The sequence below is a fragment of the Brevibacterium sp. HMSC24B04 genome, from assembly GCF_001806835.1.
GTDB lineage: Bacteria > Actinomycetota > Actinomycetes > Actinomycetales > Brevibacteriaceae > Brevibacterium > Brevibacterium ravenspurgense.
In genome coordinates this window covers 103,185-129,492 of sequence record NZ_KV786082.1, presented here as the reverse complement: position 1 = coordinate 129,492, position 26,308 = coordinate 103,185, and the positions used below count along the sequence as shown (strand labels likewise).

25 protein-coding genes and 1 tRNA gene are annotated in these 26,308 nt (G+C 62.6%); 13 read left to right on the top strand and 13 right to left on the bottom strand.

All coding sequences use genetic code 11. From position 1 onward, the window contains the following. Positions 1-9: 9 nt before the first annotated feature. Positions 10-999, bottom strand: a complete 990-nt coding sequence (locus HMPREF3092_RS03675; RefSeq protein WP_083274234.1) for an EamA family transporter — start codon at positions 997-999, stop codon at positions 10-12. Positions 1,000-1,166: 167 nt separating this feature from the next. On the opposite strand from HMPREF3092_RS03675, the gene HMPREF3092_RS03670 reads away from it, so the two are divergent. From HMPREF3092_RS03670 to HMPREF3092_RS03635, 8 genes are all read left to right on the top strand, one after another. After that, complete coding sequence (locus tag HMPREF3092_RS03670; RefSeq protein ID WP_070423868.1) at positions 1,167-2,771, top strand: FMN-binding glutamate synthase family protein; 1,605 nt, start codon at positions 1,167-1,169, stop codon at positions 2,769-2,771. A 206-nt stretch (positions 2,772-2,977) separates the two neighbouring features. Beyond that, positions 2,978-3,748 (top strand): response regulator transcription factor, encoded by a 771-nt coding sequence (locus HMPREF3092_RS03665; RefSeq protein WP_370919315.1) that lies wholly within the window; start codon positions 2,978-2,980, stop codon positions 3,746-3,748. A 63-nt stretch (positions 3,749-3,811) separates the two neighbouring features. Continuing rightward, the gene (locus HMPREF3092_RS11570) at positions 3,812-5,629 is read left to right on the top strand and encodes a sensor histidine kinase (RefSeq protein ID WP_070423867.1); all 1,818 of its coding nucleotides are present in this window, start codon (positions 3,812-3,814) and stop codon (positions 5,627-5,629) included. Next, positions 5,626-7,026, top strand: coding sequence for a S1C family serine protease (locus HMPREF3092_RS03655; RefSeq protein ID WP_070423866.1), 1,401 nt, complete (start codon positions 5,626-5,628; stop codon positions 7,024-7,026). Before HMPREF3092_RS11570 ends, HMPREF3092_RS03655 begins: the two co-directional genes overlap by 4 nt. Positions 7,027-7,264: 238 nt before the next feature. Continuing rightward, on the top strand, positions 7,265-7,555 hold the full coding sequence (locus tag HMPREF3092_RS03650; protein WP_019175750.1) for a WXG100 family type VII secretion target: 291 nt from the start codon (positions 7,265-7,267) through the stop codon (positions 7,553-7,555). Between the two features lie 177 nt (positions 7,556-7,732). Beyond that, positions 7,733-8,518, top strand: coding sequence for a PspA/IM30 family protein (locus HMPREF3092_RS03645; protein WP_062020533.1), 786 nt, complete (start codon positions 7,733-7,735; stop codon positions 8,516-8,518). A gap of 55 nt (positions 8,519-8,573) precedes the next feature. Next, complete coding sequence (htpX, locus tag HMPREF3092_RS03640) at positions 8,574-9,476, top strand: zinc metalloprotease HtpX (RefSeq protein ID WP_062020536.1); 903 nt, start codon at positions 8,574-8,576, stop codon at positions 9,474-9,476. A 3-nt stretch (positions 9,477-9,479) separates the two neighbouring features. Beyond that, positions 9,480-10,055: a PspA-associated protein PspAB gene (locus tag HMPREF3092_RS03635; RefSeq protein ID WP_062020538.1), complete on the top strand. Its 576-nt coding sequence runs from the start codon at positions 9,480-9,482 to the stop codon at positions 10,053-10,055. A 67-nt stretch (positions 10,056-10,122) separates the two neighbouring features. Here HMPREF3092_RS03635 and HMPREF3092_RS03630 read toward each other — a convergent pair whose 3' ends face one another. The 6 genes from HMPREF3092_RS03630 to HMPREF3092_RS03605 form a co-directional block, all read right to left on the bottom strand. Then, positions 10,123-10,341, bottom strand: coding sequence for an RNA-binding S4 domain-containing protein (locus tag HMPREF3092_RS03630; RefSeq protein WP_019175754.1), 219 nt, complete (start codon positions 10,339-10,341; stop codon positions 10,123-10,125). 31 nt (positions 10,342-10,372) lie between these two features. Further along, positions 10,373-11,227, bottom strand: a complete 855-nt coding sequence (locus HMPREF3092_RS03625; RefSeq protein WP_256174373.1) for a hypothetical protein — start codon at positions 11,225-11,227, stop codon at positions 10,373-10,375. Positions 11,228-11,363: 136 nt separating this feature from the next. After that, entirely contained in the window at positions 11,364-12,995 is a 1,632-nt protein-coding gene (groL, locus tag HMPREF3092_RS03620; protein ID WP_019175756.1) for a chaperonin GroEL, read from the bottom strand. 432 nt (positions 12,996-13,427) lie between these two features. Beyond that, positions 13,428-13,634, bottom strand: a complete 207-nt coding sequence (locus tag HMPREF3092_RS03615) for a cold-shock protein (RefSeq protein ID WP_019175758.1) — start codon at positions 13,632-13,634, stop codon at positions 13,428-13,430. A 79-nt stretch (positions 13,635-13,713) separates the two neighbouring features. After that, positions 13,714-14,400, bottom strand: coding sequence for a LytR C-terminal domain-containing protein (locus tag HMPREF3092_RS03610; protein WP_070423864.1), 687 nt, complete (start codon positions 14,398-14,400; stop codon positions 13,714-13,716). Then, positions 14,400-14,651, bottom strand: coding sequence for a DUF3263 domain-containing protein (locus tag HMPREF3092_RS03605; RefSeq protein WP_061942066.1), 252 nt, complete (start codon positions 14,649-14,651; stop codon positions 14,400-14,402). Before HMPREF3092_RS03605 ends, HMPREF3092_RS03610 begins: the two co-directional genes overlap by 1 nt. Positions 14,652-15,061: 410 nt before the next feature. Here HMPREF3092_RS03605 and HMPREF3092_RS10955 point away from each other — a divergent pair, with 410 nt between their 5' ends. Both HMPREF3092_RS10955 and HMPREF3092_RS03600 read left to right on the top strand, forming a co-directional pair. Next, entirely contained in the window at positions 15,062-15,586 is a 525-nt protein-coding gene (locus HMPREF3092_RS10955; protein WP_162131036.1) for a phospholipase A2, read from the top strand. Beyond that, positions 15,586-15,849 (top strand): hypothetical protein, encoded by a 264-nt coding sequence (locus tag HMPREF3092_RS03600; protein ID WP_176745685.1) that lies wholly within the window; start codon positions 15,586-15,588, stop codon positions 15,847-15,849. Before HMPREF3092_RS10955 ends, HMPREF3092_RS03600 begins: the two co-directional genes overlap by 1 nt. A gap of 172 nt (positions 15,850-16,021) precedes the next feature. On the opposite strand, the gene HMPREF3092_RS03595 is transcribed toward HMPREF3092_RS03600, so the two are convergent. After that, positions 16,022-17,497: an aldehyde dehydrogenase family protein gene (locus tag HMPREF3092_RS03595; RefSeq protein WP_070423862.1), complete on the bottom strand. Its 1,476-nt coding sequence runs from the start codon at positions 17,495-17,497 to the stop codon at positions 16,022-16,024. A 177-nt stretch (positions 17,498-17,674) separates the two neighbouring features. On the opposite strand from HMPREF3092_RS03595, the gene HMPREF3092_RS03590 reads away from it, so the two are divergent. Then, positions 17,675-18,346 carry a uracil-DNA glycosylase gene (locus HMPREF3092_RS03590; RefSeq protein ID WP_070423861.1) on the top strand — a complete coding sequence of 224 codons (672 nt, stop codon included), beginning with the start codon at positions 17,675-17,677 and terminating at the stop codon, positions 18,344-18,346. A gap of 14 nt (positions 18,347-18,360) precedes the next feature. Here HMPREF3092_RS03590 and HMPREF3092_RS03585 read toward each other — a convergent pair whose 3' ends face one another. Beyond that, positions 18,361-20,454 carry a threonine/serine exporter family protein gene (locus HMPREF3092_RS03585; RefSeq protein ID WP_070423860.1) on the bottom strand — a complete coding sequence of 698 codons (2,094 nt, stop codon included), beginning with the start codon at positions 20,452-20,454 and terminating at the stop codon, positions 18,361-18,363. Positions 20,455-20,476: 22 nt separating this feature from the next. Here HMPREF3092_RS03585 and HMPREF3092_RS03580 point away from each other — a divergent pair, with 22 nt between their 5' ends. Continuing rightward, positions 20,477-21,556, top strand: coding sequence for a ketopantoate reductase family protein (locus tag HMPREF3092_RS03580; RefSeq protein WP_070423859.1), 1,080 nt, complete (start codon positions 20,477-20,479; stop codon positions 21,554-21,556). Beyond that, entirely contained in the window at positions 21,553-22,503 is a 951-nt protein-coding gene (locus tag HMPREF3092_RS03575; RefSeq protein WP_070423858.1) for an SGNH/GDSL hydrolase family protein, read from the top strand. The genes HMPREF3092_RS03580 and HMPREF3092_RS03575 overlap by 4 nt, the downstream gene beginning before the upstream one ends. Positions 22,504-22,602: 99 nt before the next feature. On the opposite strand, the gene HMPREF3092_RS03570 is transcribed toward HMPREF3092_RS03575, so the two are convergent. The 4 genes from HMPREF3092_RS03570 to HMPREF3092_RS03555 form a co-directional block, all read right to left on the bottom strand. Continuing rightward, entirely contained in the window at positions 22,603-23,553 is a 951-nt protein-coding gene (locus HMPREF3092_RS03570; RefSeq protein ID WP_019175766.1) for an SPFH domain-containing protein, read from the bottom strand. Between the two features lie 169 nt (positions 23,554-23,722). Continuing rightward, on the bottom strand, positions 23,723-25,192 hold the full coding sequence (locus tag HMPREF3092_RS03565) for an NCS2 family permease (RefSeq protein WP_070423857.1): 1,470 nt from the start codon (positions 25,190-25,192) through the stop codon (positions 23,723-23,725). Between the two features lie 72 nt (positions 25,193-25,264). Beyond that, positions 25,265-25,337: transfer RNA gene (locus tag HMPREF3092_RS03560), tRNA-Thr, on the bottom strand. 117 nt (positions 25,338-25,454) lie between these two features. Further along, complete coding sequence (locus HMPREF3092_RS03555) at positions 25,455-26,288, bottom strand: DsbA family protein (RefSeq protein WP_070423856.1); 834 nt, start codon at positions 26,286-26,288, stop codon at positions 25,455-25,457. Positions 26,289-26,308: the final 20 nt, after the last annotated feature.

The window sequence follows — 26,308 nt, the reverse complement described above, 5'->3', positions numbered from 1 at the left end:
CAGAACCGGTCAGTCCTCCGGCGCCTCCTCTTCGACAACCAAGTGCATTTCGGCAGTCTCCGGGTGGACGTTCGTGCGGGCAATGACCCGGCGACGCTCCTGCCGATTCTCACCGAGCTTGACGAAGACCACTCCGAGGAGCACAAACACACCGCCGATCGCCTGCACCGCCACCGGCAGGTCACCCAGCAGAATCCAGGCCATAACCACCGACATCGGAACCTCAACCAGGTTCAAGAAGCTCGAAATGGTCGACCCGACGTAGCGCACACCCACAACCGCCGTCGTGTATGCCCCGCCGGTGCACAGAAGCAGAGCCAGCGCAACCACCCACCAAGGAAGAAGAACGCCGCCCGCAACGAGGTCCTGCGTTGTCATGCCGGCCGGAATGATGCCCACAGCGGTGATGAGGGCAACCACAACCGCGCCAATCCCCATCGTGATGCAGATCAGAGTCACCGACGGGAAGCTGAGGTCAGCCTTGGCGGACATGACGAAGAACGCCGCCAAGCACACGGCTGCCGACAGCGCGTAGAAAACACCGAGCAGATCAACTGACGATCCGCGCGGATCAAGAATGATGAGCAGACCAACCGCGGCGGCGACAATACCGATGAATGTCAGGGTGGACGGGCGGAAGCGGGTGCTGGCCCACACCCACAGCACAATCATGAGCGGCGCCGTCATCTCCAGAAGCAGCGCAATCGGCGGGCTCATGCGCTCAACCGCCAAGAAGAACAGCAGCTGCACACCGGCCATGCACACAACACCGTAGGTCAGCACATACCAGCGGACCTGCCACACTTCGCGCCAGCGGCCGCGCATCTGAATGAACATCGGAATCGCAAGCAGGAGGCAGCTGCCGGCCAGACGCACAAACGTCACCGGCCCCGGCGTCCAATCACCCGCGTACATGAGCTTGCCCAAAGGTGCGCAGATCGCGAAAAGAAAGCATGACACCAGCGTGATGAGCAGACCCAAAACAAAGTTCCGATTCACCGGATCATCGTGAGGGCTGGCCCTGATCTAAGTCAACACGGGCCCACAAGGCAAGACTCCCCCGACAGCAAGCCGAAGCACGTCAGTCAAGAGCACGGTGAGACACGGGCGAAATTGCGGCCACCTCGACAGCCTCAAAGTCACCAGCGGGCGGTAACGTTGTACCCATGTTTGCCATTCTCACGATCACAGCTGTCGCACTGCTGTTCCTCGGCAGCATCGCACTGGCAGTTCTCCACTCTCTGTGGTGGCTCATAGCCGTCGTCGTCTTCGCCGCTCTGCTCGCACTGGCCATCTACGACGTCATCCAGCCCCGCCTGGCCGTGCTGCGCATCTACCCCCTGCTGGGTCACATGCGGTACCTCATGGAAGAGATCCGCCCCATGATCCAGCAGTACTTCGTGGAAAGGAACTGGGACGGCCGCCCCTATGACGCCGATGCCCGCGCCCTCATCTACGAACGCGCACAGGGAATCCACGCCGAAAAGTCGTTCGGCACGGAACTCGAAGTTCGCGACTCCGGCTACGAATACCTGCTGCACTCCGTTGTCCCCGGCAAGCGTCCCGAAGGCGAACACCGCGTGGTCATCGGCGGTCCGCAGTGTTCCCAGCCGTTTGACGTATCGCTGCTGAACATCGCCTCAATGTCCTACGGCGCTCTGTCCGTCAACGCCGTGCGCGCCATGAACCGCGGCGCCTACAAGGGCGGCTTCTTCCAGGAGTCCGGCGAAGGCGGCGTCACCCGCTACCACCTGGAATCCGGCGCAGACATCGTGTGGGAGTTCGGTTCCGGCTACTTCGGATGCCGCACACCGGAAGGCAACTTCAACCCCGAAATGTTCTCGCAGAGGGTCGTCCACCCCAACATCAAGGGTGTTCTCATCAAGCTCTCGCAGGGAGCAAAGCCCGGCCTCGGCGGTGTTCTGCCGGCCGAAAAGATCACCCCTGAAATCGTTGAAGCCCGCGGTGTCGAGCCCGGCAAGGACTGCATTTCGCCGCCATCGCACACGGCGTTCACAACCCCCACCGAGCTCATGCAGTTCGTGGGTCAGCTGCGGGAACTGTCCGGCGGCAAGCCGATCGGATTCAAACTGTGCGTCGGCCTGCGCACCGACGTCCTGGCCATCGTCAAGGCAATGCTCGAAACCGGCATCCTGCCGGACTTCATCGTGGTCGACGGTTCGGAGGGCGGCACGGGTGCCGCTCCACTGGAATACGAGGACCACGTGGGCACCCCGCTGACCGAGGGCCTCATCCTCATGCACAACGCGCTCGTGGGTGCGGGCATCCGTCAGCACATCAAGATCGGCGCAGCCGGCAAGATCGTGGCCGGCACCGACATCATCCGCCGCATCGCCCAGGGTGCTGACTACTGCCTGGCAGCACGCGCCATGATGATGGCAACCGGCTGCATTCAGGCTCAGCGCTGCCACACGAACAAGTGCCCCACCGGTGTTGCCACGCAGAACCCTCGCCTGTACCGCGGGCTCGACGTGGACGACAAGGCCGAGCAGGTGTACCACTACCACAAGTCAACGGTTGCCGAAACGGCACAGATGATCGCCACGATCGGCCTCGACAGCCCCGACCAGCTGCGCCCGTCGCACATCTTCCGCCGGGTGTCGCAGTCGCGCGTTGAGTCTTACGCCGAAGCGTACGACTGGCTTGAACCGGGTGAGCTGCTGGGCACTCCTCGCCGCAGCTGGGCTGAAGACTGGAACCACGCCGATCCGCACCGGTTCGGCCCGCCCATTTCGGCCGGCTTCCGCTGATCAGCAAAGGGCTTCCAGGGCTCGGAGTTTGAGAATCCTCTTAGACTCCGAGCCCTTTTCTGTGAACGCCGCTTACTGCCTGTCCGAGACCTGGGCCGAGTGCGCGCACTCCCGCAGAAAACCGCGCATTCACCGTGTGATTTGTGCAACAATGGCATTCAGGAATCTTCCAGCAAACCTCCAGACTTGAAGAGGAGACTGATTCCATGACGACTCCTATGACCCCCAGCCACGACGCGCAGGAAATCGAAGCGACCCTGCTCGTTGTCGACGATGAACCCAATATCCGCGAACTGCTGTCCACCAGCCTCCGCTTTGCAGGCTTCGAAGTGATTTCAGCAGCCAACGGCGCCGAAGCTCTGCGCCTTGCCGAACAGCAGGTGCCGGACCTGCTGGTGCTCGACGTCATGCTGCCCGACATGGACGGCTTCACCGTCACCCGCCGCCTGCGCCAGGCCGGCTTCCACATCCCGGTGGTATTCCTCACCGCTCGCGACGACACCTCGGACAAGATCACGGGTCTGACCGTCGGCGGCGACGACTACGTGACCAAGCCGTTCAGCCTCGAAGAGGTCGTCGCCCGCATCCGCGCAGTCCTGCGCCGCACCCACGCGGCGGAAGAAGAAGAGACCGCGGTCATCGAAGTCGGCGAACTCGAACTTGACGACGACACCCATGAAGTTCGCCGCGGGGGCATCCTCATCGACCTGTCCCCCACCGAATTCAAACTGCTGCGCTACCTCATGCTCAACGCCAACCGGGTGCTGTCGAAATCGCAGATCCTCGACCACGTGTGGGAATACGACTTCGGCGGAGACACCGGAATCGTGGAATCCTATATTTCGTACCTGCGCCGCAAGATCGACGTGGCCCCCACGACGGACGAAGCGGGCAACCCCATCGACGTCGAATGGACTCCGATGATCCAGACCAAACGCGGGGTCGGATACATGTTGCGAACCGCAGACGCCAAATAAGCATGCATCACCAAGGGGCGGGACCGGCAGGCTCGCCCCTTTGCATTGGAAAGCACACTCACCTTGACCACTCAAGCTCAGCGCCGCTCATCCCACGTCCTGTGGCAAGACTGGTCGCTCACCGGCAAACTGCTGGCGATCATGATGACCCTCATGCTGCTCGTGCTAACCGGCACCAGCGCATGGGTACTGGAGAACCTGCGCGCGTCCCTCATCGAGCGCACCGACCAGCGGCTGGTCTCGACATCGCAGGCCCTGGCGATCAGAGCCGCCGACGAAGTCATGACGCACACACCCCTGCAGACCACATCGCAGGACCAGATCATCAGCTCGATGCTGCCGGGTACCTACTACGTGCAGTTCTACACGGCAGACGGCCGCAAAGCCTACGACCCCGTCGCCCCGTCGGAAACCAACGTCCCCTACCTGCCGGAAGTCAACGCACAGACAGTTGCCGAGAACCGCAGCCAGCCGTTCACGGTGCCCGGCAGCACCTCGCAGTGGCGCGTGCGCACGCTGCCGCTGAAGAACTCCGACATGCTCGTGGCGATCGCACTGCCGTTCGACAAAGACATCGACGAAATCAGCGACTACGCCCGCAGCACCATGATCGGCATCGGGGTGCTCGCCCTGGCGATCGTCGGCGGTGTCGGCTACTTCGCCATCACCAACACCTTCCGACCGCTGCGCGACATCGAAAAAACCGCCTCCCGCATTGCCGCCGGCGATCTATCGCAGCGCGTCACGGAATACCCCGCCTCCACCGAACTCGGTCGTCTGTCCAGTGCGCTGAACACCATGCTCGGACACATTGAGGACTCCTTCGACGGGCGCAAAGCCTCTGAGAAGCGCATCCGGCAGTTCGTGTCTGACGCATCCCACGAACTGCGCACCCCGCTTGTCACCATCCGCGGCTACGCGGAGCTCTACCGGCAGGGTGCCGTGCAGAAACCCGAAGACGTCGCCCAGATCATGGGCCGAATCGAAGCAGAATCCATCCGCATGGGCGACCTCGTCGAAGACCTTGTGGTGTTGGCCAGGCTCGACAGCGAGCGCCGCGCAGAAATCGGCCCCGTCGACATGGCTGCCGCAGTCCGCGATACGGCGGCGGACACAGCAGCGCAGGCACCGCACCGAGACATTTCCTTCATTGGGCTTGACGGCGAGGACGCTCCGGAACTTCCGCTCATCGAAGGGGCGGATTCCAAGCTGCGCCAGGTGATCAGCAATCTGGCCGGCAACGCCCTGCGCCACACTGCCGACGATGTCGCAATCGACTTCGCGGTCGGGGTCGTGGATGTCCCCGAAGCGTTCGAAACCGAAGGCGACACAGCAGAAGAGGCCAAGCAGTCACGCGGCGCTCTCGATTTCGTCACCGGCCCCGTCCGCATATTCAAACGCGACGGCAGCCGCGCTGATGCCAAGCCCCAAAACAAGGGCCAGGGCAAGGCTCAGGTTCCCACCACCTCGCAGGGGGCAGCTGCGAGCGCAGCCGCCGACAGCAGGCCGGCCGCGGACAAGCGGACGGATTCCGTCGAACAGCCCCTGGCACCGCCCGGTGCGGGAGGCATCATCGTCCCCGATGTCCTCGAAGGCTTCCCCGCCGGACGCGTCCGCATCGAAGTGCGCGACCACGGCGAAGGCATCGACCCCGAAGTCGCACCGCGAGTCTTCGAACGGTTCTACCGTCTGGATTCATCTCGCGACCGCTCAACCGGCGGGTCCGGCCTGGGACTGTCGATCGTCAAGGCCATCATCGACTCCCACAAGGGCGAAATCTCCGTCCACGAAACTCCCGGCGGCGGAGCCACCTTCCGCGTCGACCTGCCCATCCCGCCAGAGGGCGTACTGCCGGAAACCACCAGAAAGGACCGCTCATGACCGAACCGCGCCACCCCAACAACCCCTATGACGGCGGGTACGGAAACAGCGAACGTCCACCGTACGGCGGCCCCGCACAGCCGCCGTTTGCCGAGCAGCAGGGGCAGGCGAACCCAAGCCACCCAACTGAGCCCGGCCACCCAGCAGGTGCTCCGGGGCCGGCCAGCGGGCACCTCGGCGGCTATGGAACCCAACAGCAGCGGAACCACACCCCGCAGCCCAGCGGCTTCCCGCCCGCCGGCCCGCACGGCCTGCCCTCCGTCCGACCGCGCCCGGCCAAGTCTGCCCGCCGCGGGCCAGGCTGGGGCGCGCTCATCGCCACGGGTGTCATCGCAGCGCTCATCGGCGGCGGCACCGCAGTGGGAGTCACCGCGGCAACCAGCGCAATCAGCGGCAGCGGAAAGCAGTCCGAAATCGAAACCTCGACGTCCGATCAGAAGGTCAAAACCGTTGACAGCCCCGACTGGACGGCAGTCGCAGCGGACGCGTCGAAGTCAGTCGTCTCAATCCAGGCCCGCGGCGCCGAAGGCGAAGCTCTCGGTTCGGGTTTTGTGTACAAAGACGACTACATCGTGACCAACAACCACGTTGTCGCCCCCGGTGATTCAGCCCAGTCTGAGATCAACGTCGTGTTCCACGACGGCGCTTCGGTTGCAGCGAAGATCGTCGGACGCGACCCGATCACCGACATCGCGGTGCTCAAACTGTCCACCAAACCGGAAGGGCTGACCCCGCTGCCGATCGGCGACAGCAACGGCCTCAAGGTCGGTGAGCCCGTCATGGCGCTGGGCAATCCGCTAGGTCTTGCCGACACGGTGACCACCGGCATCGTGTCCGCTCTCAACCGTCCCGTCGCAACCCAGCAGAAGGGCTCAAGCGGAGAAGCCGACATTTCGACGATCACCAACGCCATTCAGGTCGATGCCGCGGTCAATCCTGGTAATTCCGGTGGGCCGCTCATCAACGCGGCCGGCAAATTCATCGGCGTGAACTCTTCCATTGCCACGATGCCGACCGCCGGCGAACAACAGGCCGGGTCGATCGGCATCGGCTTCGCGATTCCCGCCACCCAAGCGACCTACATTGCCGACCAGCTCATCAGCTCGGGCAAGGCCAAGCACGCCTACCTCGGGGTGACTATTACGTCCGGTTCTGTGGAAAACGAAGGGATCACGACGGGAGCTGCCGTCGTCTCCAAGGTCGAAAGCGGTTCCCCCGCGGCTGCGGCTGGTCTGCGCGAGGGCGACGCCATCATCAAGGCCGGCGGCACCACCGTGAACTCCGCTATTTCTCTGCAGGCTCTCGTCCGGGCACAGAAGGATGGACAGGATCTGCCGCTGACCATTGTGCGCGGCGGCAAGACACAGGACATCACGGTCTCTCTCAAGGCCCGCTGATCCCGCAGATTCTGCCGGCTGCCGCACCTCACACGAGGCGCCTGTCGGCTTGAGTTGGTCGATTCCGGTCGGAACACGGCTGGGCTGAACCGGTTTTGTGGCGCGGCCACTTGAGCTCGGAGGGCTGTGGAAGCACTCGCGTGTTTCCACAGCCTTTCTTATTGTCTTTTACGCCCGCGCGATTCGGCTCATTGTCGTTATGACACCGTCCGGTGTTCAACGACAACGAAGGAGTCTTATGTCCACCATCAACATCGACGCCGAACGCATCACCCAAGCAGCTTCGACCGCTTCGCACAGCGCGGCCACTCTGCACAGCGAAGTCGACAGGCTCATGCACCAGCTGCGCGCCCTGCAGGAATGCTGGACGGGAACCGCATCCGCCGGCTTCCAAACGGTTGTCGCCGACTGGCAGCAGGTGCAGGCCAAAGTCCATGAATCGCTCACGCAGATTCAGAAGGCGCTCGCTCTGGCCGGTCAGCAGTACGCGGATGTCGAAAGCGCCAACGCCAAACTCTTCCGCGGCTGACATGTTCACAGTCGGGTCAGCCAGACACTGCGAAGGAGGCTGGTCAACCGGAGACCGCGGGTGCTGAGTGCAGGAAATCCCGGTCTCGGCTGAGAAACCTCAGGTTTTCTCAGCCGGGACCGTTAGGCTGGGACAGAATACGTGCCAAGCAGTCACTGCAAGGAGTAATCTGCGCTCATGAGCATTTTCCAGCGGATCAAGATGATCTTCGGCGCCAAGGCCAACAAGGCTCTCGACCGCGCTGAAAACCCCAATGAAACCCTCGACTACTCGTACCAGAAGCAGCTCGACCTGCTGCAGAAGGTGCGCCGCGGTGTTGCTGATGTCGCCACCAGCCGCAAACGTCTCGAACTGCAGATCAACCAGCTTGAATCGCAGTCGGACAAACTGCAGGGGCAGGCGCAGAAGGCACTTGAAATGGGCCGCGAAGACCTGGCCCGCGAAGCTCTGACCCGCAAGTCCGGGCTGGCCCAGCAGATCCAAGACCTTCAGGGACAGCACCAGAACCTGCAGGCGGAAGAACAGAAGCTCACGCAGGCCTCCCAGCGCCTGCAGACGAAGGTCGAATCCTTCCGCACCCGCAAGGAGACCCTCAAGGCCAATTACAACGCTGCCGAAGCGCAGACCAAGGTCAGCGAAGCTTTCAGCGGCATTTCTGACGAATTCGGCGATGTCGGTCTGGCGATTCAGCGTGCTGAAGACAAAACCAACGAACTTCAGGCGCGTGCCGGCGCAATGAACGAACTGCTCGAAACCGGTGCCCTGGAAGACTTCAGCGGCACGGGTGGGGACGACATCGACCGTCAGCTGGCCGCGATGAGCTCCGACAACGACGTCGAAATGGAACTGCAGCGCATGCGCGATTCCCTCCCGGCGTCCAAGCCGCAGGGGCAGCTCGAAGACGTCCAGGACGCGGAAGAAGCCGAAGTCACGGCAGAAGAGAACGACGCCCAGCAGGGCTGATCACCAGCACGGCGGGCCGGACGCACCGGCCCGCCGTGTTCACGCAAGGAGCACAGTGGCCAGAAACAGGTTCGTCAAAGACCGCGGACTGTCCCTCCGCATGGGGTGGGCTATCTTCCTCAACGGGCTGATCTACGTCATCCTGATTCTGGCCATCTGGTGGATCCTCGGACAGTCGCTCGGCGGTGTCGTGATCGCACTGCTCATCAGCTTCGGCGCTTTCTTCTTCCAGTGGTATTCCTCCGACAAGCTCGCAATGCGCGCCATGGGAGCCTACGAGGTCTCCCCCGAACAGGCACCGGAGCTGCACGCGATCGTCGACCGTCTGACTCAGCTGGCCGACTCCCCCAAACCGCGGGTTGCCTTCGCTGACACCCGCGTACCCAACGCCTTTGCCACCGGACGCTCACCTGACCACTCGGTTGTGTGCGTTACCCGCGGCCTGCTGGAAACGCTCGAACCCGCAGAGGTCGAAGTGGTGCTCGCCCACGAACTTGCTCACGTTGCCCACCGCGATGTCACCGTCATGACTGTTGCCGGTGTTACGGGCGTTGTCGCAGGCCTCATGGTCCGCTCCGGCATGTACGCCCGCTACGGCGGGCGCAACAACAACGCCGCGGCAGTCATGGTCGCTATGATGCTCGTGGGTGCCATCGTCTACGCGATCAGCTTCGTGCTCATCCGCGCCCTCAGCCGCTACCGCGAACTCGCCGCTGACCGTGCCGCCGCTTACCTGACGGGTCAGCCCTCCACTCTGGCCAGCGCTCTTATGAAGATCTCCGGGCAGATGACCAAAGTCCCCGACCAGGACCTGCGGGCAGCCGGTGCCGCCAACCACCTCGCGCTTATTCCCGCGGTCAACGGAAAGTCCGTCACACAGCTGTTCTCCACGCACCCCAGCCTGGAAAAGCGCCTGGCCCAGCTGCAGGACATCGCCCGCAACCTGTCACAGAGGTGAGGAATGGGTTTCTTCGACGCTCTTCTGGGCCGCTCCAAACCGGTCAAACCGAACCTTGACGCTCTTTTCGGCCTGCCGCCTGCAGCGCTGACACTGGAAGCCGCAACAGACTATGCGCCCACCGGCGTTGCCTCAGTGGCCTACCGCGCGGTCGAAGGCGGCGCATCGGCGGATGCTGTGCGCGAAGCCTCGGCGCTGATCGCCAAAGATGCCGACCTTCAGGTGCGCACAGAAGACGACAGCTACGGCTATTCGTGGCACGTGCTGAGCAACCAGGCACGCGACATCCCCGGCCTGGTCACAAACCTGCACGCAGTCAACAGCTCCATTGAGAACGCGGGCTTCGGCCCCATGCTGCTGTGCTCATCACTGTACTTCAGCACACCCTCCGGCACACGCGCGGCACTCGTCTACCTGTACAAGCGCGGGACGTTCTACCCGTTTGTGCAGACGGGACCTCACCGACGCGACAACGCCGAAGAGTTCAACATCAAAGCAGCAATCGGCGCTGATCTTCGCTTTGAAGAAGACACGTCAAAGTGGTCGCCCCTGTGGGACGCACCGGGCATGCTCGACTGAAGTCAGCTGAGAGCTCAGCGGATGCGCAACGCTGTAAACGCTCCACCGCGTGAAGCTGTCGAACGGCTCAGCCGCGTGTGATGGTGAATTCGATGTCAAGAGCGGGAACAGCAATCACATCGCCGACATTGACGTTTGAGCTGCGCCGCGAATTGAGCTCGCCATTGACGAACACCTGACCGTCCTGAATGAGCTCTTTGGCCATGACTCCGTCTTCAACGAAGCCAGAGAGTTTGAGCACCTGACCTAGGCGAATGCTGTCGTCGCGAATCCAGACTTCTTCCACTGTTCTCCTTCTGATTCCCGATACCAGTCAATCAGAAGCCGAAGTCGAAATCGCCGAAGCCTCCGCCGAAGTCGCCCATGTCACCGCCCATGTCCCCGGCATCGCCCGCGCCACCGTCAGCGGCCAGGCCGTCCTGGTAACCATCGGCGTAGGAACCGTCCCAGGCTCCCATGCCGCCCATCATCGGCCCCATGAGCATCGCACCCATGAGCACACCGGGAAGCATGCCGGAGCTGGCGTAGTTCGAGTAGTAGCCGCGATTGTATTCGGCGTAGGCAGGGCCTGCCTCCCAGTAGGCCCTGCGCGACATCCCGTCGGCAAGAGTCACTTTGCGCACTGACGGTTCAGCCCCGACCGCAACGCGTTCGGCGTCTGCGGCACAGACGGGAATGGGGCGGGGCTGACCGCCAGCGGGCGCCCAGTCGATGTCTTCGACACTGGGGCCGTGCTGCGGGTTGAAGAAGCACGGCGGACGGCGGGTGGGCAGCGGTTTGCCTTCTACGCGGGCACGCACACAGCTGGCGGCATAGCGGCCGTCTTCCAGGGCTTCTGTCACGTGGCGGATATCTTCGGGACGAGTGATCTTGTCCAGGAGGTCCTTCGCAAGGTCATAGCAGCTGATGGCCTTCTGGTAGTCCTGACGGCCGCCGTCACCCAAATCAACACCTGCGGTTTCTAGGTCAAGGGCCCGAACTTCTTCACCGAACTGCGTGACATCCTCTTCTGACGCTTTGGCAACGATTGCGAGTTCACTTTGCCGAGCCGCCTCTTCGTTCTTCTTGTTGCTGCGAGCAATGGCGAACGCAGCAGCGCCGCCGGCAACCAGAATGACGAGGAAAGCGAAGCCCATGAAAGTCCCTTCTCCGCGTGAATCGTACGGCTCCATTATGGTCGTCCATCCTGCGAAGACACTGAATTGCAGGTCAGCGGAAACCGTGTACGCGCACAGAAAAACCGCGGACGCAGACAGTGTGTCTGCGCCCGCGGCTTTGCCTAGTGGACCGTGTTCACGGCCGGCTGGGTCAGAAGCCCATGCCGCCCATGTCGCCCATTCCGCCGGTGGGGTCACCTGCGGGTGCGGGCTCCGGCTTGTCGGCCACAACGGCTTCTGTCGTGAGGAACAGGCCTGCGATCGAAGCGGCGTTCTGCAGAGCAGAGCGGGTCACCTTGACCGGGTCGTTGACACCGGCAGCCAGGAGGTCTTCGTATTCGCCGGTTGCAGCGTTGAGACCGTGACCGGTTTCGAGTCCGCGCACCTTTTCGGCAACAACTCCGGGTTCGAGGCCGGCGTTGATGGCGATCTGCTTGAGCGGAGCTTCGATGGCCACCTTGACGATGGCTGCACCGGTGGCTTCGTCACCTTCAAGGTTGAGGTTTTCGAAGGCCTTGGCGCTTGCCTGGATGAGGGCCACGCCACCGCCGGCGACGATGCCCTCTTCCACAGCAGCCTTGGCGTTGCGGACGGCATCTTCGATGCGGTGCTTGGTTTCCTTCAGTTCGACTTCGGTTGCGGCTCCGGCCTTGATGACTGCAACACCGCCGGCCAGCTTGGCCAGGCGCTCCTGCAGCTTTTCGCGGTCGTAGTCCGAGTCCGAGTTTTCGATCTCGGTGCGGATCTGCTGCACGCGACCGGCGATTTCGTCGGCGTCGCCAGCACCTTCGACGATGGTGGTTTCGTCCTTGGTGACAACAACCTTGCGGGCGGTGCCCAGCAGGTCGAGCGATGCGTTCTCCAGCTTGAGGCCGACCTCTTCGGCGATGACCTGACCGCCGGTGAGGATCGCAATGTCAGCGAGCTGAGCCTTGCGGCGGTCACCGAAGCCGGGAGCCTTGACGGCGACCGACTTGAAGGTGCCGCGGATCTTGTTGACCACGAGGACGGCGAGGGCTTCGCCTTCGACGTCTTCTGCGATGATCAGCAGCGGCTTGCCGGACTGCTGGATCTTCTCGAGAACCGGCAGGAGGTCCTTCACGTTCGAGATCTTGGAGTTGACGATGAGGATGTAGGGGTCCTCGAGCACCGTTTCCTGGCGCTCTGCGTCAGACACGAAGTAACCGGAGATGTAGCCCTTGTCGAAGCGCATACCCTCGGTCAGTTCGAGTTCGAGGCCGAAGGTGTTGGACTCTTCGACGGTGACGACGCCTTCCTTGCCGACCTTGTCGATGGCCTGGGCAATGAGTTCGCCGATTGCAGGGTCGCCAGCGGAAATGCCGGCGGTGGCAGCGATCTGTTCCTTGGTTTCGATTTCCTTGGCGGAGTCGAGCAGAACTTCGGTCAGCGAGTCGACGGCCTTTTCAATGCCGCGCTTGAGGCTGAGCGGGTCCGCACCGGCTGCGACGTTGCGCAGACCTTCGGACACGAGAGCCTGAGCCAGAACGGTAGCGGTGGTCGTACCGTCACCTGCGACGTCGTCGGTCTTCTTGGCGACTTCCTTGACGAGTTCGGCGCCGATCTTTTCGTAGGCGTCTTCGAGCTCGATTTCCTTGGCGATGGACACACCGTCGTTCGTGATGGTGGGTGCGCCCCACTTCTTTTCGAGAACAACATTGCGTCCGCGGGGACCAAGCGTCACCTTGACTGCATCAGCCAGGGTGTTCAGGCCGGTCTCCAGGCCGCGACGAGCTTCTTCGTCGAATGCAATGAGCTTTGCCATAGTGGCTGGCTTCCTCCCTGTAAGGGGTGGCAGTTGACTAGCACCGCCAGGTGCCCGCGACGGCAGGAAGCTGAACCTGAATCCCTTCTTCAGGCCCGGCGACCTCTGCCTGGGCAGTGCATTTCACCACCACTAGATTTAGCACTCTCGACATGAGAGTGCAAATGCTGAACGTTGTCCCTTCTGGCACACCCGTTAGCCGGAATCCACGCCTTAGCCGCACAAAAACTCCCGATAGCCGGGATCTGCGCCTTAGCAACCACTGCTAAAGGGAGTTTTTGCTGCTAAAGGGTGGGCCGGTGTTCTGGGACGAGGCGCCGCTCCCCTGTCGTCGGCACCTCGCCGCACCCGCCGACCCCCTAAAGAACATGACGAGGGGGAGGGACAGAATTCTGTCCCTCCCCCTCGTGAGAAGTTCAGCTGGGCTGGCTGTCAGTCGAGAGGTTCGACGTTCTCAGCCTGTGCACCCTTTTCGCCCTGGGCGATCTCGAACTGCACGCGGCCGCCTTCAGCCAGCGAACGGTAGCCTTCCATCTGGATTGCCGAGTGGTGGACGAAGATTTCGTCGGAGGAATCGTCCACGGCAATGAAGCCGTAGCCCTTTTCCGCGTTGAACCATTTGACGGTTCCCTGTGTCATGTCATCTCCCAAATGTGGAACGAAACTTCAGTCTACCGTTCCGGCGGGGCTTAGCCGCCCACCCGAAACAGCTTCAGGCTCAACCCTCAGAAGGGTCGCTGTTTGCCACATCGGGGCCCATGATGATCGTCACGCCCACCCGGTAGCGGCTGGACTGCTCAACGCTGACACCACCGAGGCCCTCGGCAACACGTTCAGCCGCGTCACGGTATTCCGAAGACGAGTAGTACACGGTGGTCGACGACACGTTGGTGCCGGCGTTGCCCACGCGGCCAAGCGTCCAGCCCTGGGACTCGTACTGGTCGGCGTACTTGCGGGCTGCGCCGTTGACGCCGGACGCGTTGAGGATCGACAGGTTCGGGTCGCCGCTTTCGCCCGCGACGGTCTTAACGTCACTGCTGCCGGTGGACTCGCCGTCACTCGGGGTGCTCTCTGAGGCTTCATCAGAAGGACCTTCCGAGGCTTCGCCCGATTCGCTTTCGCTGGGATCAGCCGACTTCGAAGACTCATCCTTGGAATCGTCTGCACCGGGCTCGACCTGCTGCTGTTCTTCGACCTTGGCCTCTGGGTCAGAACCGGCGGAGAGGATGATTCTCACCGCGCCGACGATCAGGAGGACCGCCACCAGGGCGAGGACAACGACAACAGCGGTTGCCGCCTTGTAGCTGCCTGCCGACGCTCCGGCCCGGTGAGCTCCGACTCGACGGTTGGCCGCGTCAGCTGCGCGACGCTCCGCGCGGGTTTCGTACTGGGGTTCTTCTGCCATCAGCGTGGGATCCTCGCCTGTGCTCTTGTGTCCTGTCGGGAGTCGCGGATTCTGCGAAGCCGTTTGATGAGAACGGGATCTTCGACATAGGCCGCTGGGTTGTCGAGGAGTCTGCCCAGCACCTGGAAGTACTGGGCGGCAGACAGGTCGAACTGCTCGCGGATCGCACGGTCCTTGGCTCCCCCGTAGGTGGGCCACTGACCTTCGAAGCGAAGAATCTCCGCTTCGAGTTCCGTAAGCTCCTGCGACATGCTCCCTCCTCTTCTCCGGCCATGATACCGGCGGCCCAGCTTCCCGCCAGGCCTCGTCCGAGACTATGGGACCAGACAATTCACTTTCCCCGACGTTTACGGGCGTGCGACGCAGCGCGGTATCGAAGCACGGCGGGTCACCACTATTGCACCTGTTGTGTGACAAGGTGCCGGTGAATAAATAAAGACAGAAGTACACTGCCCGTTGGCACTATCCCCGCTGACGCGCCGATGCCTACAACCTTCGCAACTCCTCCCCCGTCAGCCCCGAAGGCCTGGACGCAGGTCAAATAAGATAACACACCATTTCAAATTTCAATCGAAAAAATCTACTCGCAATCAGCCAACTTGAGTTTACAATCAAGACAGCGCTCGCAAAGACGCAGCGCATTTAAATAATGGAGGACAAAATGTCTACGCATTCGTCGCTTCTAGGTCGGCTGATAGTTATTTCCACCGCAGTGCTGTCTGCCTTTGCACTGGCGATCACCACAGCAACTCCAGCAACTGCTTCAAATGCTGATACTGTTGCTGTTTCAGAAGAGGAAGCTATCTCTTTACTCCAAGAAGCCCTTAAAGATCACGGCTACCAAGGCGACCTGTCGGAAGACGCTTTGAGGGCCGAGTACGAACGCAGCTCAGACCAAATTTCCCCGATGGCAGCCAACGGCTGCTCCACTCCCAAAGTAGCCAAGAAGCTCACCAAAAAATGGGACAGAATCTTTAAACCAGCGTGTGATCGCCACGACCGATGCTACTCGCCAGGATCAAAAACAGCCCGAAAGACTTGCGACATCCGATTCCGCAACGCGATGCTGAAGATCTGCGCACCACGCCAGGACAGGAAATCATGCAACTCGGCAGCCCATATTTACTACTACTCAGTACGCGCGTTTGGCAAATCCCATTACAAAGGTAAAGGAGACCCATCATGATGCCGAAGACACAGGGCGCACGCACCGTCTTCACGATCCTCCTCTGCGCGGCAGGAGCATTCCTGCTCATCAGCATCGGCGCAACCGTATGGTCGCAGGCCGGGGACGAGGGCTGGGTCGCAAAGGCCGTCATCGCGTTTGCTTCGTGGGCGATGACAATTCCGCTGATCCTGGCCTCCGCGGTGTGGGCCCTCGTCAACTTCTTTTCTTCACGAGACGGAGGCTCGCAAGGTCGGAACACGGCCACACCGCGGGCACACTGACAAGCCCCGATCGGGCCTGCACAGCAACCACAGCAGCCCGAAAGACAAAAGCACATAAGCGGCAGCCGAACTAAACAGCAGCCGAAAGACGGCACAGAAGTGCCCCGGCACCTCGTGTGAGGTAACCGGGGCGCTTCCCATCCCAGCGGGTTCTCTGACCCGGCTGGTCAGATCAGTTGATCTTGACGTTGATCTGCTTGATCTGGGTGAAGCCTTCGAGCATGCCCTCAAGCGATGCTTCACGGCCGAAGCCGGAGGTCTTCATACCGCCGTAGGACTGGCCGGCCACCTGGCCGCCGCCCTGGTTGACCTGCACCCAGCCGGACTCGATCTTGTCGGCCACGCGCAGCGCACGGTCGACGTCCTTCGTGAAGACGTACGCGGCCAGACCGTAGTCGGAGTCATTCGCCATTGCGATGACTTCGTCTTCCGTCTTGAACTTGATGACGGTCAGCACGGGACCGAAGATCTCTTCGCGCGAAGTCTGCCATTCGTTCTTGGCGTTCGCGAAGATGATCGGCGCGTGGTAGAAGCCGGGTTCGCCGACTTCGAGCTTGTCAGCGCCGTCGTAGGCGATTTCCACACCCTCGTTGGCCTTGCCCATTTCAATGTAGTTCGCGATCTGATCGTACTGCTTCTTGTTGATGACGCAGCCGATGTCGCTGTCTTCATCACGCGGGTCGCCGACCTTCATCTTGGCAACACCGTCAACGAGCTTAGCCAGGAAGTCGTCGTAGATGTCCTCGTGCAGGAACAGGCGCGAGCCCATGGTGCACGACTGGCCCTGACGGGCAAAGCGGGTCGACAGGAGAACCTGTTCGAGCGTGTAGTCGTTGTTCGCATCCGGGAACACGATGTTGGGGCTCTTGCCGCCCAGCTCCATCGAAGAGTGAGCCAGGCGAGCGCCGGCAACCTCGGCCACGTGGCGGCCCACACCGGTCGAACCGGTGAAGGAAACCTTGTCGACATCGTTGTGCTGAGTGAGAGCCTCACCGATGACCGAGCCCTTGCCGGTCACAACGTTGAGGACACCCGCAGGCAGGAACTCCTGGATGATTTCAGCCATCTTGAGGATGGTCAGCGGTGCGTCTTCGGCGCACTTGAGGACAATCGTGTTGCCCGCAGCCAGCGCTGCAGGAGTCTTGAACGCCGCAATCATCAGCGGCGAGTTCCACGGCAGAATACCTGCCACAACGCCCAGCGGAACGCGGCGGGTGAACTGCAGCTGCGCTTCGCCGGCCGGAAGGGTGTTGCCCTTCACTTCGCCTGCCACACCGGCCATGTAGCGGAACAGGTCAACAAGCGTCTGCGTTTCCGGGCGAGCCTGCGTGCGCAGCGCGTTGCCGGTGTCGATCGCGGTCAGCTGAGCGAGCTCTTCAGCCTGCTCTTCCAGGGCGTCGGCGCACTGTCCGAGGACCTTCTGACGCTCCTTGAAGTGCAGAGCAGACCACGCGGGGAAAGCCGCGCGAGCAGCCTTGACGGCGCGATCGGCATCTTCTTCTTTGCCTTCCGGAACACGGGCGATCACACGATTGCGGTCGATCGGCGTGATGACATCAGCCCACGTGCCGTCAGCGGCTTCGCCCCATTCGCCGCCGATGAGCATCTTCCAGTCTTTGACCTCGGGGAAGTCCCGTACCTGTGCCATAGTCGTCTTTGTCCTTTCGGCATCGAAGCGTTTGCGCTGTGCCCCGCGCTGCCTCAACCGCAGAAGTGTGGGCGGGGACACTCTTGGACTCAGCATAGCCGCGCATCCCCAGGGCTTGTAGGCCCCCGTCTGCCCGATTGCGCACAGCCCGTGTGCGTGCGCGCTAGGGTCGTAGTCATGACGATTGACCTGTTAGAAAACGTCAGCCCCGACTGGCTGGAAGCACTGGGCCCCGCCGTGCCCAAGGTGCGCGAACTCCAGCGGACGGTCCAGCGGGATGCCCAGCACCACCTCGTGCTTCCCCGGCCCGAACAGGTCATGCGCGCGTTCTTCGAACCGCTTGCCGACGTGCGAGTGCTCATTGTGGGCCAGGACCCCTACCCCACACCCGGCCATCCCATCGGACTGTCGTTTGCGGCGGAGCGCCACGTGCGCCCCCTGCCACGCTCACTGGGCAACATCTATCGCGAACTCGAGGACGACCTCGGGATTGCACCAGCCGAACATGCCGACCTGTCGGCCTGGCAGCGGCAAGGCGTCATGCTGCTCAACCGAGTGCTCACGGTGCGTGCGGGTGATGCCGGGTCACACCGCGGAATGGGCTGGGAGGCCGTCACCGAACAGGCCGTGCGCGCACTCGCCGGCCGCGGCGGACCACTGGTCGCCATTCTGTGGGGCCGGCCCGCACAGACGCTCACTCCCCTGTTGGGGAACATTCCGATCATCGCCTCGCCGCACCCGTCGCCGCTGTCAGCCCGCCGCGGTTTCTTCGGGTCAAAGCCGTTCAGCCGCTGCAACGCGCTGCTGGCGGAACAGGGCTCAGCCCCCATCGACTGGCGAGTGGACTAAAACGACTGCGCTGATCAGGCCGTACTCGGCTTGATGCCCGCATCCCTGCGCATAGCCTCGAGCTTTTCTTCGGCTTTCGCTCGAGCCTTCGCAGTCCGACGGGATTTCGCGTAGCGCGACATGGGCCGGGACAGGAAGTCACCGAGCACAGCACCGGCGGCAATTGCCGAGTTCGCGGTGATCGCCGCAAACAGGGCACCCAGGCCAACCGACAGAGGAACATCCTCCCCGGGCACGGGGATCATCCGGTAAACAGACGCGAAGATCGACAACCCCTGCAGCAGCGGGAAGATCGCCGGAACGATGAGCACAATCGCCGGTGAACCCAAACGGGAGGCCACCGGGCGGCAGAACAAACCGACAATCGTCGACGCAATGAGCAGAGCCATAATGTTCTCAACGCCCACAAGCGAAGCACCCACATAGACGAGGAAGCCCACAAGGCCGATGAGCGCGGCCGGGATCACGAGCCTGCGCGCACAGTAGAACCCAATGGCGCCGCAAGCACCGACAAGAAACGCGGCAATAACAGCGATGATCGTGGTGAGCACGCTGATCCCGCTGCTCTGCACCGTAATCTCCATCGGTTTGAGCTCGAGCGTATTGCCGATGACAACAGCGCACGCAATACCGGAGACGATGCCGCCGAAGCCCATCCCCGTTTCGACTATGCGCCCGGCAGCGGTCAGCGGGAAGTTCGACAGCGCATCCTGTACGGCTGACACCAGCCCCAGAGTGGGCAGCAGCAGAACGATGCCCGCGGCAACCGAATACTGGGGCGATGAAATGAACCCGACGTGATGGGCAAACATTGCAGTCAGCGTCGCAATCGCCGATTGGGCCATCACAAGGAAGAACGCCGGCAGACCGGTCTTACCGATCACACGACCCACCCAGTCAATGAAGATGGCCAGGCCGAAGCCCAGAACAGCAGACGGCAGGCGCCCGCCGATCAGCGTGACGAAGCACGCCACGAGCACACCCCACGCAAGGGTCACAAGCCACTGCGGGAAGGGCCTGCGCTGGGCGCGAATGGCATCCAGTCGGCTGCGCGCCTGCGTGTAGTCAACTTTGCCGGCGACCATGTCGGACACCAGCCGGTGCAGGGATGACACTTTGGCGAAGTGCGGGGAAACCTCACGCACAACCCGCACGACCGTCATCTGCTTGCCCTCGGGGTCGGCGTAGTGGACCGTGAGTGCGGTGGCGGTGAGGTCGACTTCCGCGTTCGGCAGCCCCATCGAGGTGCATGCGGCAATGACGCTGACCTCAACGTCAGAACTGCCGGCTCCGGCACGCAGGACCATGGCCCCGATGTCGACCGCCAAGTCCAGGATCATCCGCGCTTCGGATTCGCTTTTCGCCTTCGCCTGCACGGGGGCCTGGTACGGGGTGCCCTCAAGCACTTTGACGATCGGGACCGGCTGGGTGGTCGGCTCCGGATCAGAGGCAAAGCGCGCTACCGTACGCTGTGCGATTCGCTGCGCGGCACGCCGCTTGGAACGTGAGGTGCGCTGGCTCTGGGCCGCTGCACCTTTCTTGGGACTTCCAGCTTTCGAGGTGACAGCACCTGCCCCGGAACGCACCCCGGGCCCCTGAGAAGGACGAGGTGCCTGCCCGGCACCATCTGCGGGTTCGGGTTTCGTGGGGCGCGAGCGAGGTGCGCTGGCGGGGCGTACGGTGGCGGCCGTGTATGCCGCCCTCTGCCTGGCGACACCTTCGCGCACCTGGTCGACGCTGATCGAGGCGGTCTGCGCAGAACCAGATGCGTCACCTGATGCAACGGGCTTACCGCCTGCCTCAGCTTCGCTGCCCGCACCTTCCGGCATGCTGCCGTCAACGTACTCAACTTCCTGCGTGGGCTTGTCAAAAGCACCGGCTCTTTCAAGGTCCGACAGGAGATCCCGGGCTCGGGCCGACCGCGTGGGAGGTTCGGAAGCGTTTTCGCTCGACGTCCACGCGGCCGCAGTTTCAGACTGCGGGTTCCGTCCCGTCGTCGATGCCTCTGAGTGCGGTGCGGCAGTGCCGTCGCTTCCGGTGCCGTCGGTGCCGTCTGCGCCACGGCCGGAAGCGGGGCCGCGAACGTCCTGAGGATCCAGTTTTGCCACGCCTTCCTAGTAGTGTTGAGCTATGAGCAGATACATCATTGTGGGAGCCGGAGCCATTGGCGGAATGCTCAGCGCTGGATTCTGCCGCGCTGACGTGGAGCACGTGTTGGTTGCGCGGGGAAGCCAAGCCGATGCTGTCGAAAATGCCGGGCTGACCGTCCGCACTCCGCATGAAACTCTGACTGCACATCCAACAGTAGTGCGCTCTGCCGCACAGGTGAATCTCCGCCCTGACGATGTCATCATCCTGGCAGTGAAAACTCAGCAGGCGCCCACCGCACTGAGCGAATGGGCCGACCGTCCGGTTGAGGACGAACACGGCAGGCAGCTGGGCACCGCCGGCGAGTGCCTGCCGCTCATGCTGTTCCTCAACGGAACTGACGCACAGGAGCAGGCGCCTCGTTGGTTCCGGACCGTGTCGACGACCGTCATCTACACACCTGCCGTCTACACGGAACCGGGACAGCTGGCTGTGTTCATGGAAGACCGCTGGGCCGGGCTGATCACCGGTCCTGTGTGTGGTCCGGATGTGCCCCGACCGCAGGCCGGCGCCACCAGCACCGCTGACAACGCGGCCCTTCCGCACTACCTTCAGCAGGCAGACCGCGACTTCACGGCCGGAAACTTCGCATCCGTGCTCGTACCCGAGCCTTCGCCCTACACCTTCGGGAAGCTGCTGGCGAACCTGGCAAACGGCATCGACGCCCTCGTGGGATCCGTCGACTACAGCGACCTGCTGGAGCAGCTGCAGGACGAAGCTCGCAGCGTCTACGAGGCCGCGGGGATTGTGCACTGCCCCAACCCGCCCGAAGAGCTCGGTTTTGCCGACCGCATTCCCGAAGCCCCCATCGACGGAGTGCAGAACCTGTCCTCCACCTGGCAGTCCATGGCCCGCGGGACCGGCAATATCGAAGCCGACTACCTGGGCGGTGAGATCGTCCGCCTGGCACACCTGCACGGCATTCGGGCACCCAAGAACAGCCTCGTCATGCAGTGGTGCCGCCGCGTCATGACCGGCGACACCACGATTCCCGCCAACCCAGAAGAGCGGGCCAGCGGACTGCGTGAAGCCTTCGACCAGCTCAATAAGGAGGCCCTGTGACAGAACACGAAGACAACCGGATCCGCACCTACCTGGCCATCGGGGATTCATTCTCGGAAGGTCTCATGGACGAATCCGCACTCGAGGACGGCCGCTTCATCGGATGGACCGACCGGCTGGCACACGCACTCACCCAATCCCCCGTGGGCAGCCCCAACCTGCTGTACGCCAACCACGCCATCCGCGGCAGGCAGCTGACCGCCATCATCGACGAACAGGTGCCCGTCGCCCTTGACCTCAAACCCGACCTCGTGTCGTTTGTGGCCGGCGGCAACGACGTGCTGCGCCCATCAGTCGATGTTGACGGCCTGGCGGAGCAGCTGGAACGAGCAATTTCAGCCATGCGGGCCGAAGGCATCGAAGTGCTTTTGGGCAACGGCTTCGACACCGCCGCGTTCAGCCCGATGCTGCGCGCCCTGCGCCCCCGCGTGGCCGTGTACAACGCACACATGTGGACCCTGGCCGGCCGCCACGGCTGCTACATGCTCGACCTGTGGGGCATGCGCCCGCTCTACGCCCCGGAATACTGGGCACCCGACCGCATCCACCTGAGCACGCAGGGCCACCGCATGGTCGCCCAGTCCGCACAGACAGTGCTCGAAGGAAGCCGCGTCGACTTCCGCGGATTCCGGCTGCAGAAAACCTCGAAACCGCTGCGCGACCGCATGGAAAACGAAGCCGAATGGCTTAAGGACCACCTGGCCCCGTGGGTGGGCCGCCGACTCCGCGGAACATCGTCGGGGGCTTTCCTTGACCCGAAATACGCCGAATGGGTCCCCGCGGCCGAGCTTCCCCTCGACGCCCGCAGCCAAAGCGGCAGAAACGTCTCACTCGCTGCCCATCAGGCCGCGGCCGACGATGCGGCCGCCTCGGAAGCCCCCGGCACCTCAGAAGTTCCGGACGCACCGGAGCCGCCCGGCGCCTCGGGCCCTTCCGACAGGACCTGAAACAGCGAAACGGCTGCTGAGCATGTGCTCAGCAGCCGTTCTCGCGTGAGGGCGGTCAAGCCGCACCCCTCTTTGGCGGCCCGGACTCAGCCGGCTCCGTCACCGACCGTGGCGGGACCCGAGGCTGTCCTCCTGGATCTGGTTGGTCGCCAGCATCGTGTTGCGGATTTCAGCCGCGAGGTCACCCACGGCACCGGGGGTGTTCGGCATGAACATGACGTTCGACTTTCCGTTGCGGGCAACGTCCTGCATGGTGTCGAAGTACTGGGTCATGAGCAGCAGCTGTTCAGCGGTCTGCTCGATGCCCACGCGGCGCAGCGCTTCGTACTGTTCGGCGATACCGTTGGCGATTGCCTTGCGCTGGGCGGCGACACCCTCACCCTGAAGGCGACGCGATTCAGCTTCCGCTTCGGCCTGCGTGACGCGCTTGACCTTGTCAGCTTCAGCCAGGGCCTGTGCGGCAACGCGGTCGCGCTGGGCGGCGTTGATCGAGTTCATCGAGTCGCGCACACGCGAGTCCGGGCTGATGTCAGTCACGAGGGTGTTGACGATCCGGAAGCCGTAGCCGGCCATGGATGCCGACAGTCGCTGTTCGACCGAGGTGGCGATGTCGTCCTTCGATTCGAACGCCGAGTCCAGGGTCAGGGTCGACAGTGCCGAACGGACGGTGTCGAAGACGTAGGAGCGGATCTGCTCTTCCGGGTTCGACAGGCGGTAGTAGGCGTCAACGACCTGGTTTTCGCCGATCACGTACTGCACCGCAACCGGCACCATGACGAACACGTTGTCCTGGGTTTTGGTTTCGATGTTGACCTCAAGCTGGTGCACGCGCAGCGAAATCGGCTTGGTGGTCGTGTCGACGAACGGGGCCTTCATGTTCAGGCCCGGTTCGCAGACTTTGCGGTACTTGCCGAAGCGCTCGACGATGACGCGCTCCTGCGTTTTGACGGTGAAGAAGATCGATGTGCGCAGCCCGCCGAACAGCAGGAACAGCAGCACCACGATGATGATGACGGGGATGAGCGGAATCAGAATGTACAGGGGTTCCATATCTGCGTCCTCATGGTGTTTTCCGATGACGGCAACACTCTATAGGAGCCGAGTCACACTGAGAAGAATGACGAATTCGGCCAGGTGTCACTCGCCGAGGTGCCGAACCGGCACTGCTGAAAACGGCGGCTGGGCGCCGGTGGCAACGGCGGCTGGGGCTGGTGGCGTGTCAGCCGGCCACGAGCGCTTGGATCGGCCCGGATGCGAAGTACACGATGAACAGTGCGGCCGTGAGGTACATGAGCGGGTGCACTTCGCGGAACTTGCCGCGTGCGGTCTTGAGCACGACGTAGGACACGAAGCCCGCACCGATGCCGTTGGTGATCGAGTACGAAAACGGCATGAGCACAATCGTGAGGAACGCGGGAACCGCAATTTCAATGTCCGTCCAGTTGATGCGCACAACCTGCTGCATCATGAGGAAGCCGACGAAGACCAGTGTCGGCGCTGCCGCCTCGGAGGGGATGAGAGCGGCCAGTGGAGCGAGGAACACCGTCAGCAGGAACAGCGCACCGGTCACAACATTCGCCAGGCCGGTGCGAGCGCCGGATCCGACACCGACGGTCGATTCGACGAAACCGGAATTCGACGAGGTTCCGCCCAGACCGCCGACGATGGCACCGAGAGCATCGGCCACCATGATCCGCTTGGCGCCTTCTACCTGACCGGACTCGTCAACGAGTTTCGCCTGCGTGCCGACGGCCATCATGGTGCCCAGCAGGTCGAAGAAGTTCGTCAGCAGCAGCGTGAACACCACGAGTGCTGCGGTGATGATGCCAACCGACTGGAACGAACCCAGCAGGTTGAACGAACCGAGAATCGACAGGTCGGGCGAATGGAACCATCCGCCTTCGATCTTCGGAACCGTCAGACCCCAGCCGCCCGAATTGGCGACTTCGCCGTCGGCTCCGGTCTTCGGTCCCAGGTTGAACACCGCTTCGAGTGCAAACGCGACGGCTGTTGCAATGAGGATCGTGTAGAGGATCGCGGCGCGCACGCCCCATGCGTAGAGGACGAACAGCAGCAGGAGCGCGACGGTGAACAGCAGCACCGGCCAGCTGGCAATCGACCCGCCCTGGCCCAGTTCGAGCGCTGTTCCGCCGGAGTTGCTGATGAAGCCGGCGTTGATCATGCCGATGAGCGCAATGAAGAAGCCGATGCCCACACCGATTGCGGATTTCAGCTGGCCGGGCACCGCGTTGAAGATCGCGGTGCGGAAACCGGTGACCACCAGCAGCAGAAGAATGATGCCCTCGATGACCACCAGGCCCATCGCATCGGCCCACGTCATACCGGGGATGACAACGACCCCGAAGGCCATGAACGCACTCATGCCCAAGGCTGAGGACACCGCCATGGGGAAATTGCCCACCAGGCCCATGAGCAGAGTGAGCAGACCCGAAATGAGCGAAGTCGCAGCAGCCACGGCGGCCAGGTTGGGAGTGTCTCCCCCGCCGAGGAAAGCACCAGTGGAGTCAGCGGCCGCACCGATGAGGATCGGGTTGAGCACGATGATGTAGGCCATCGCGAGGAAGGTCGTCAGACCTCCCCTGATCTCTGTGCCCACCGTCGAGCCGCGCTGCGTGATTTTGAAGAAGCGGTCAAGTCCGCTGAGTCTGCTTCCTTCTGCGTTCGTCACAGGGGAAGTCTAGGTGAGACTCAAAACAGAAACGGGAAGCACCTCACAATGAGGTGCTTCCCGAAGAAGCTGAGCCCCCTGTCAGACTCGAACTGACGACCTTCGCTTTACAAGAGCGGTGCTCTACCAACTGAGCTAAGGAGGCGGACGGAGGGACTCCCTCCGATCGTGAGCAGTTTAGTCCAACAGCCCACACAGCCCAAATCAGTGCGAGTGCGGTCTGCGGCAAACCCCGTCGGGAGCAGCCGCAGACCGCCCTCGATCACTTCTTCTGAGCCTGGAGGATTTCAGCGAAGAACGACTGCTGGTCGCTCCAGTCACCGACGTTTTCGCCGTTGACCTGCACCGTCGGGGTACCCTTGAGACCGCCGTTGAGAGCTTCCTTTGTCGACTGGGTGACGAAGTCCTCGAACTGAATGTTGTTCACGCAGTCCTTGACGGTCACATCGTCTTCGGCGGTGTTGATCTTCTTGTCGACGTCGACTCCGGCCTCCTTGGCCAGGTCGAGCATCTTCTGATCATCAAGACCCGTTCCGCCCCCTTCGGGCTGGTTGGAGAACAGGCTGAGCGACAGTTCCTGGAACTTATCGGCCTGGCCGGAGTCGACAACACACATCATGAGGTTGGCCGACCGGGTCGAGTACTTTGTACCGCCGGACTGGTTGTCCAGCAGCGCCACCGGCTGGAAGGTCAGCGAAATATCGCCGTCTGCAACGAGCTTTCCAAGCCCCTTGCCGTTGAGGCCTTCAAACTGCGCACAGGCTGGGCACTGGTAGTCGAGGAACACCTTGACGTTGGGCGCGCTGTCCTTTGCGTCCTTGCTGTCGCCAGCCGGATCCTCCGTCAGCGCTACGCCGTCGCCGTCCTTGACGAACGTCACCGAACCTTCGGTGTAGCCCTGCGGCTGGGCGGCTGGCTTTGTGGACTGGTAGATGAGCACACCCACCACGACCAGAACCAGTGCCGCTACGAGAGCGACTCCGATGTAGAGCACGCGCTTGGCTGTCTTCTGCTTACGCGCCTGCGCTTCGGCAATCTGACGCGCCTTTTCACGCGCTGCCGCACGGCGGTCAGTGTTCGACGGTTTCTTCGCCATGTTTCTCCGCTGTTCCTCCG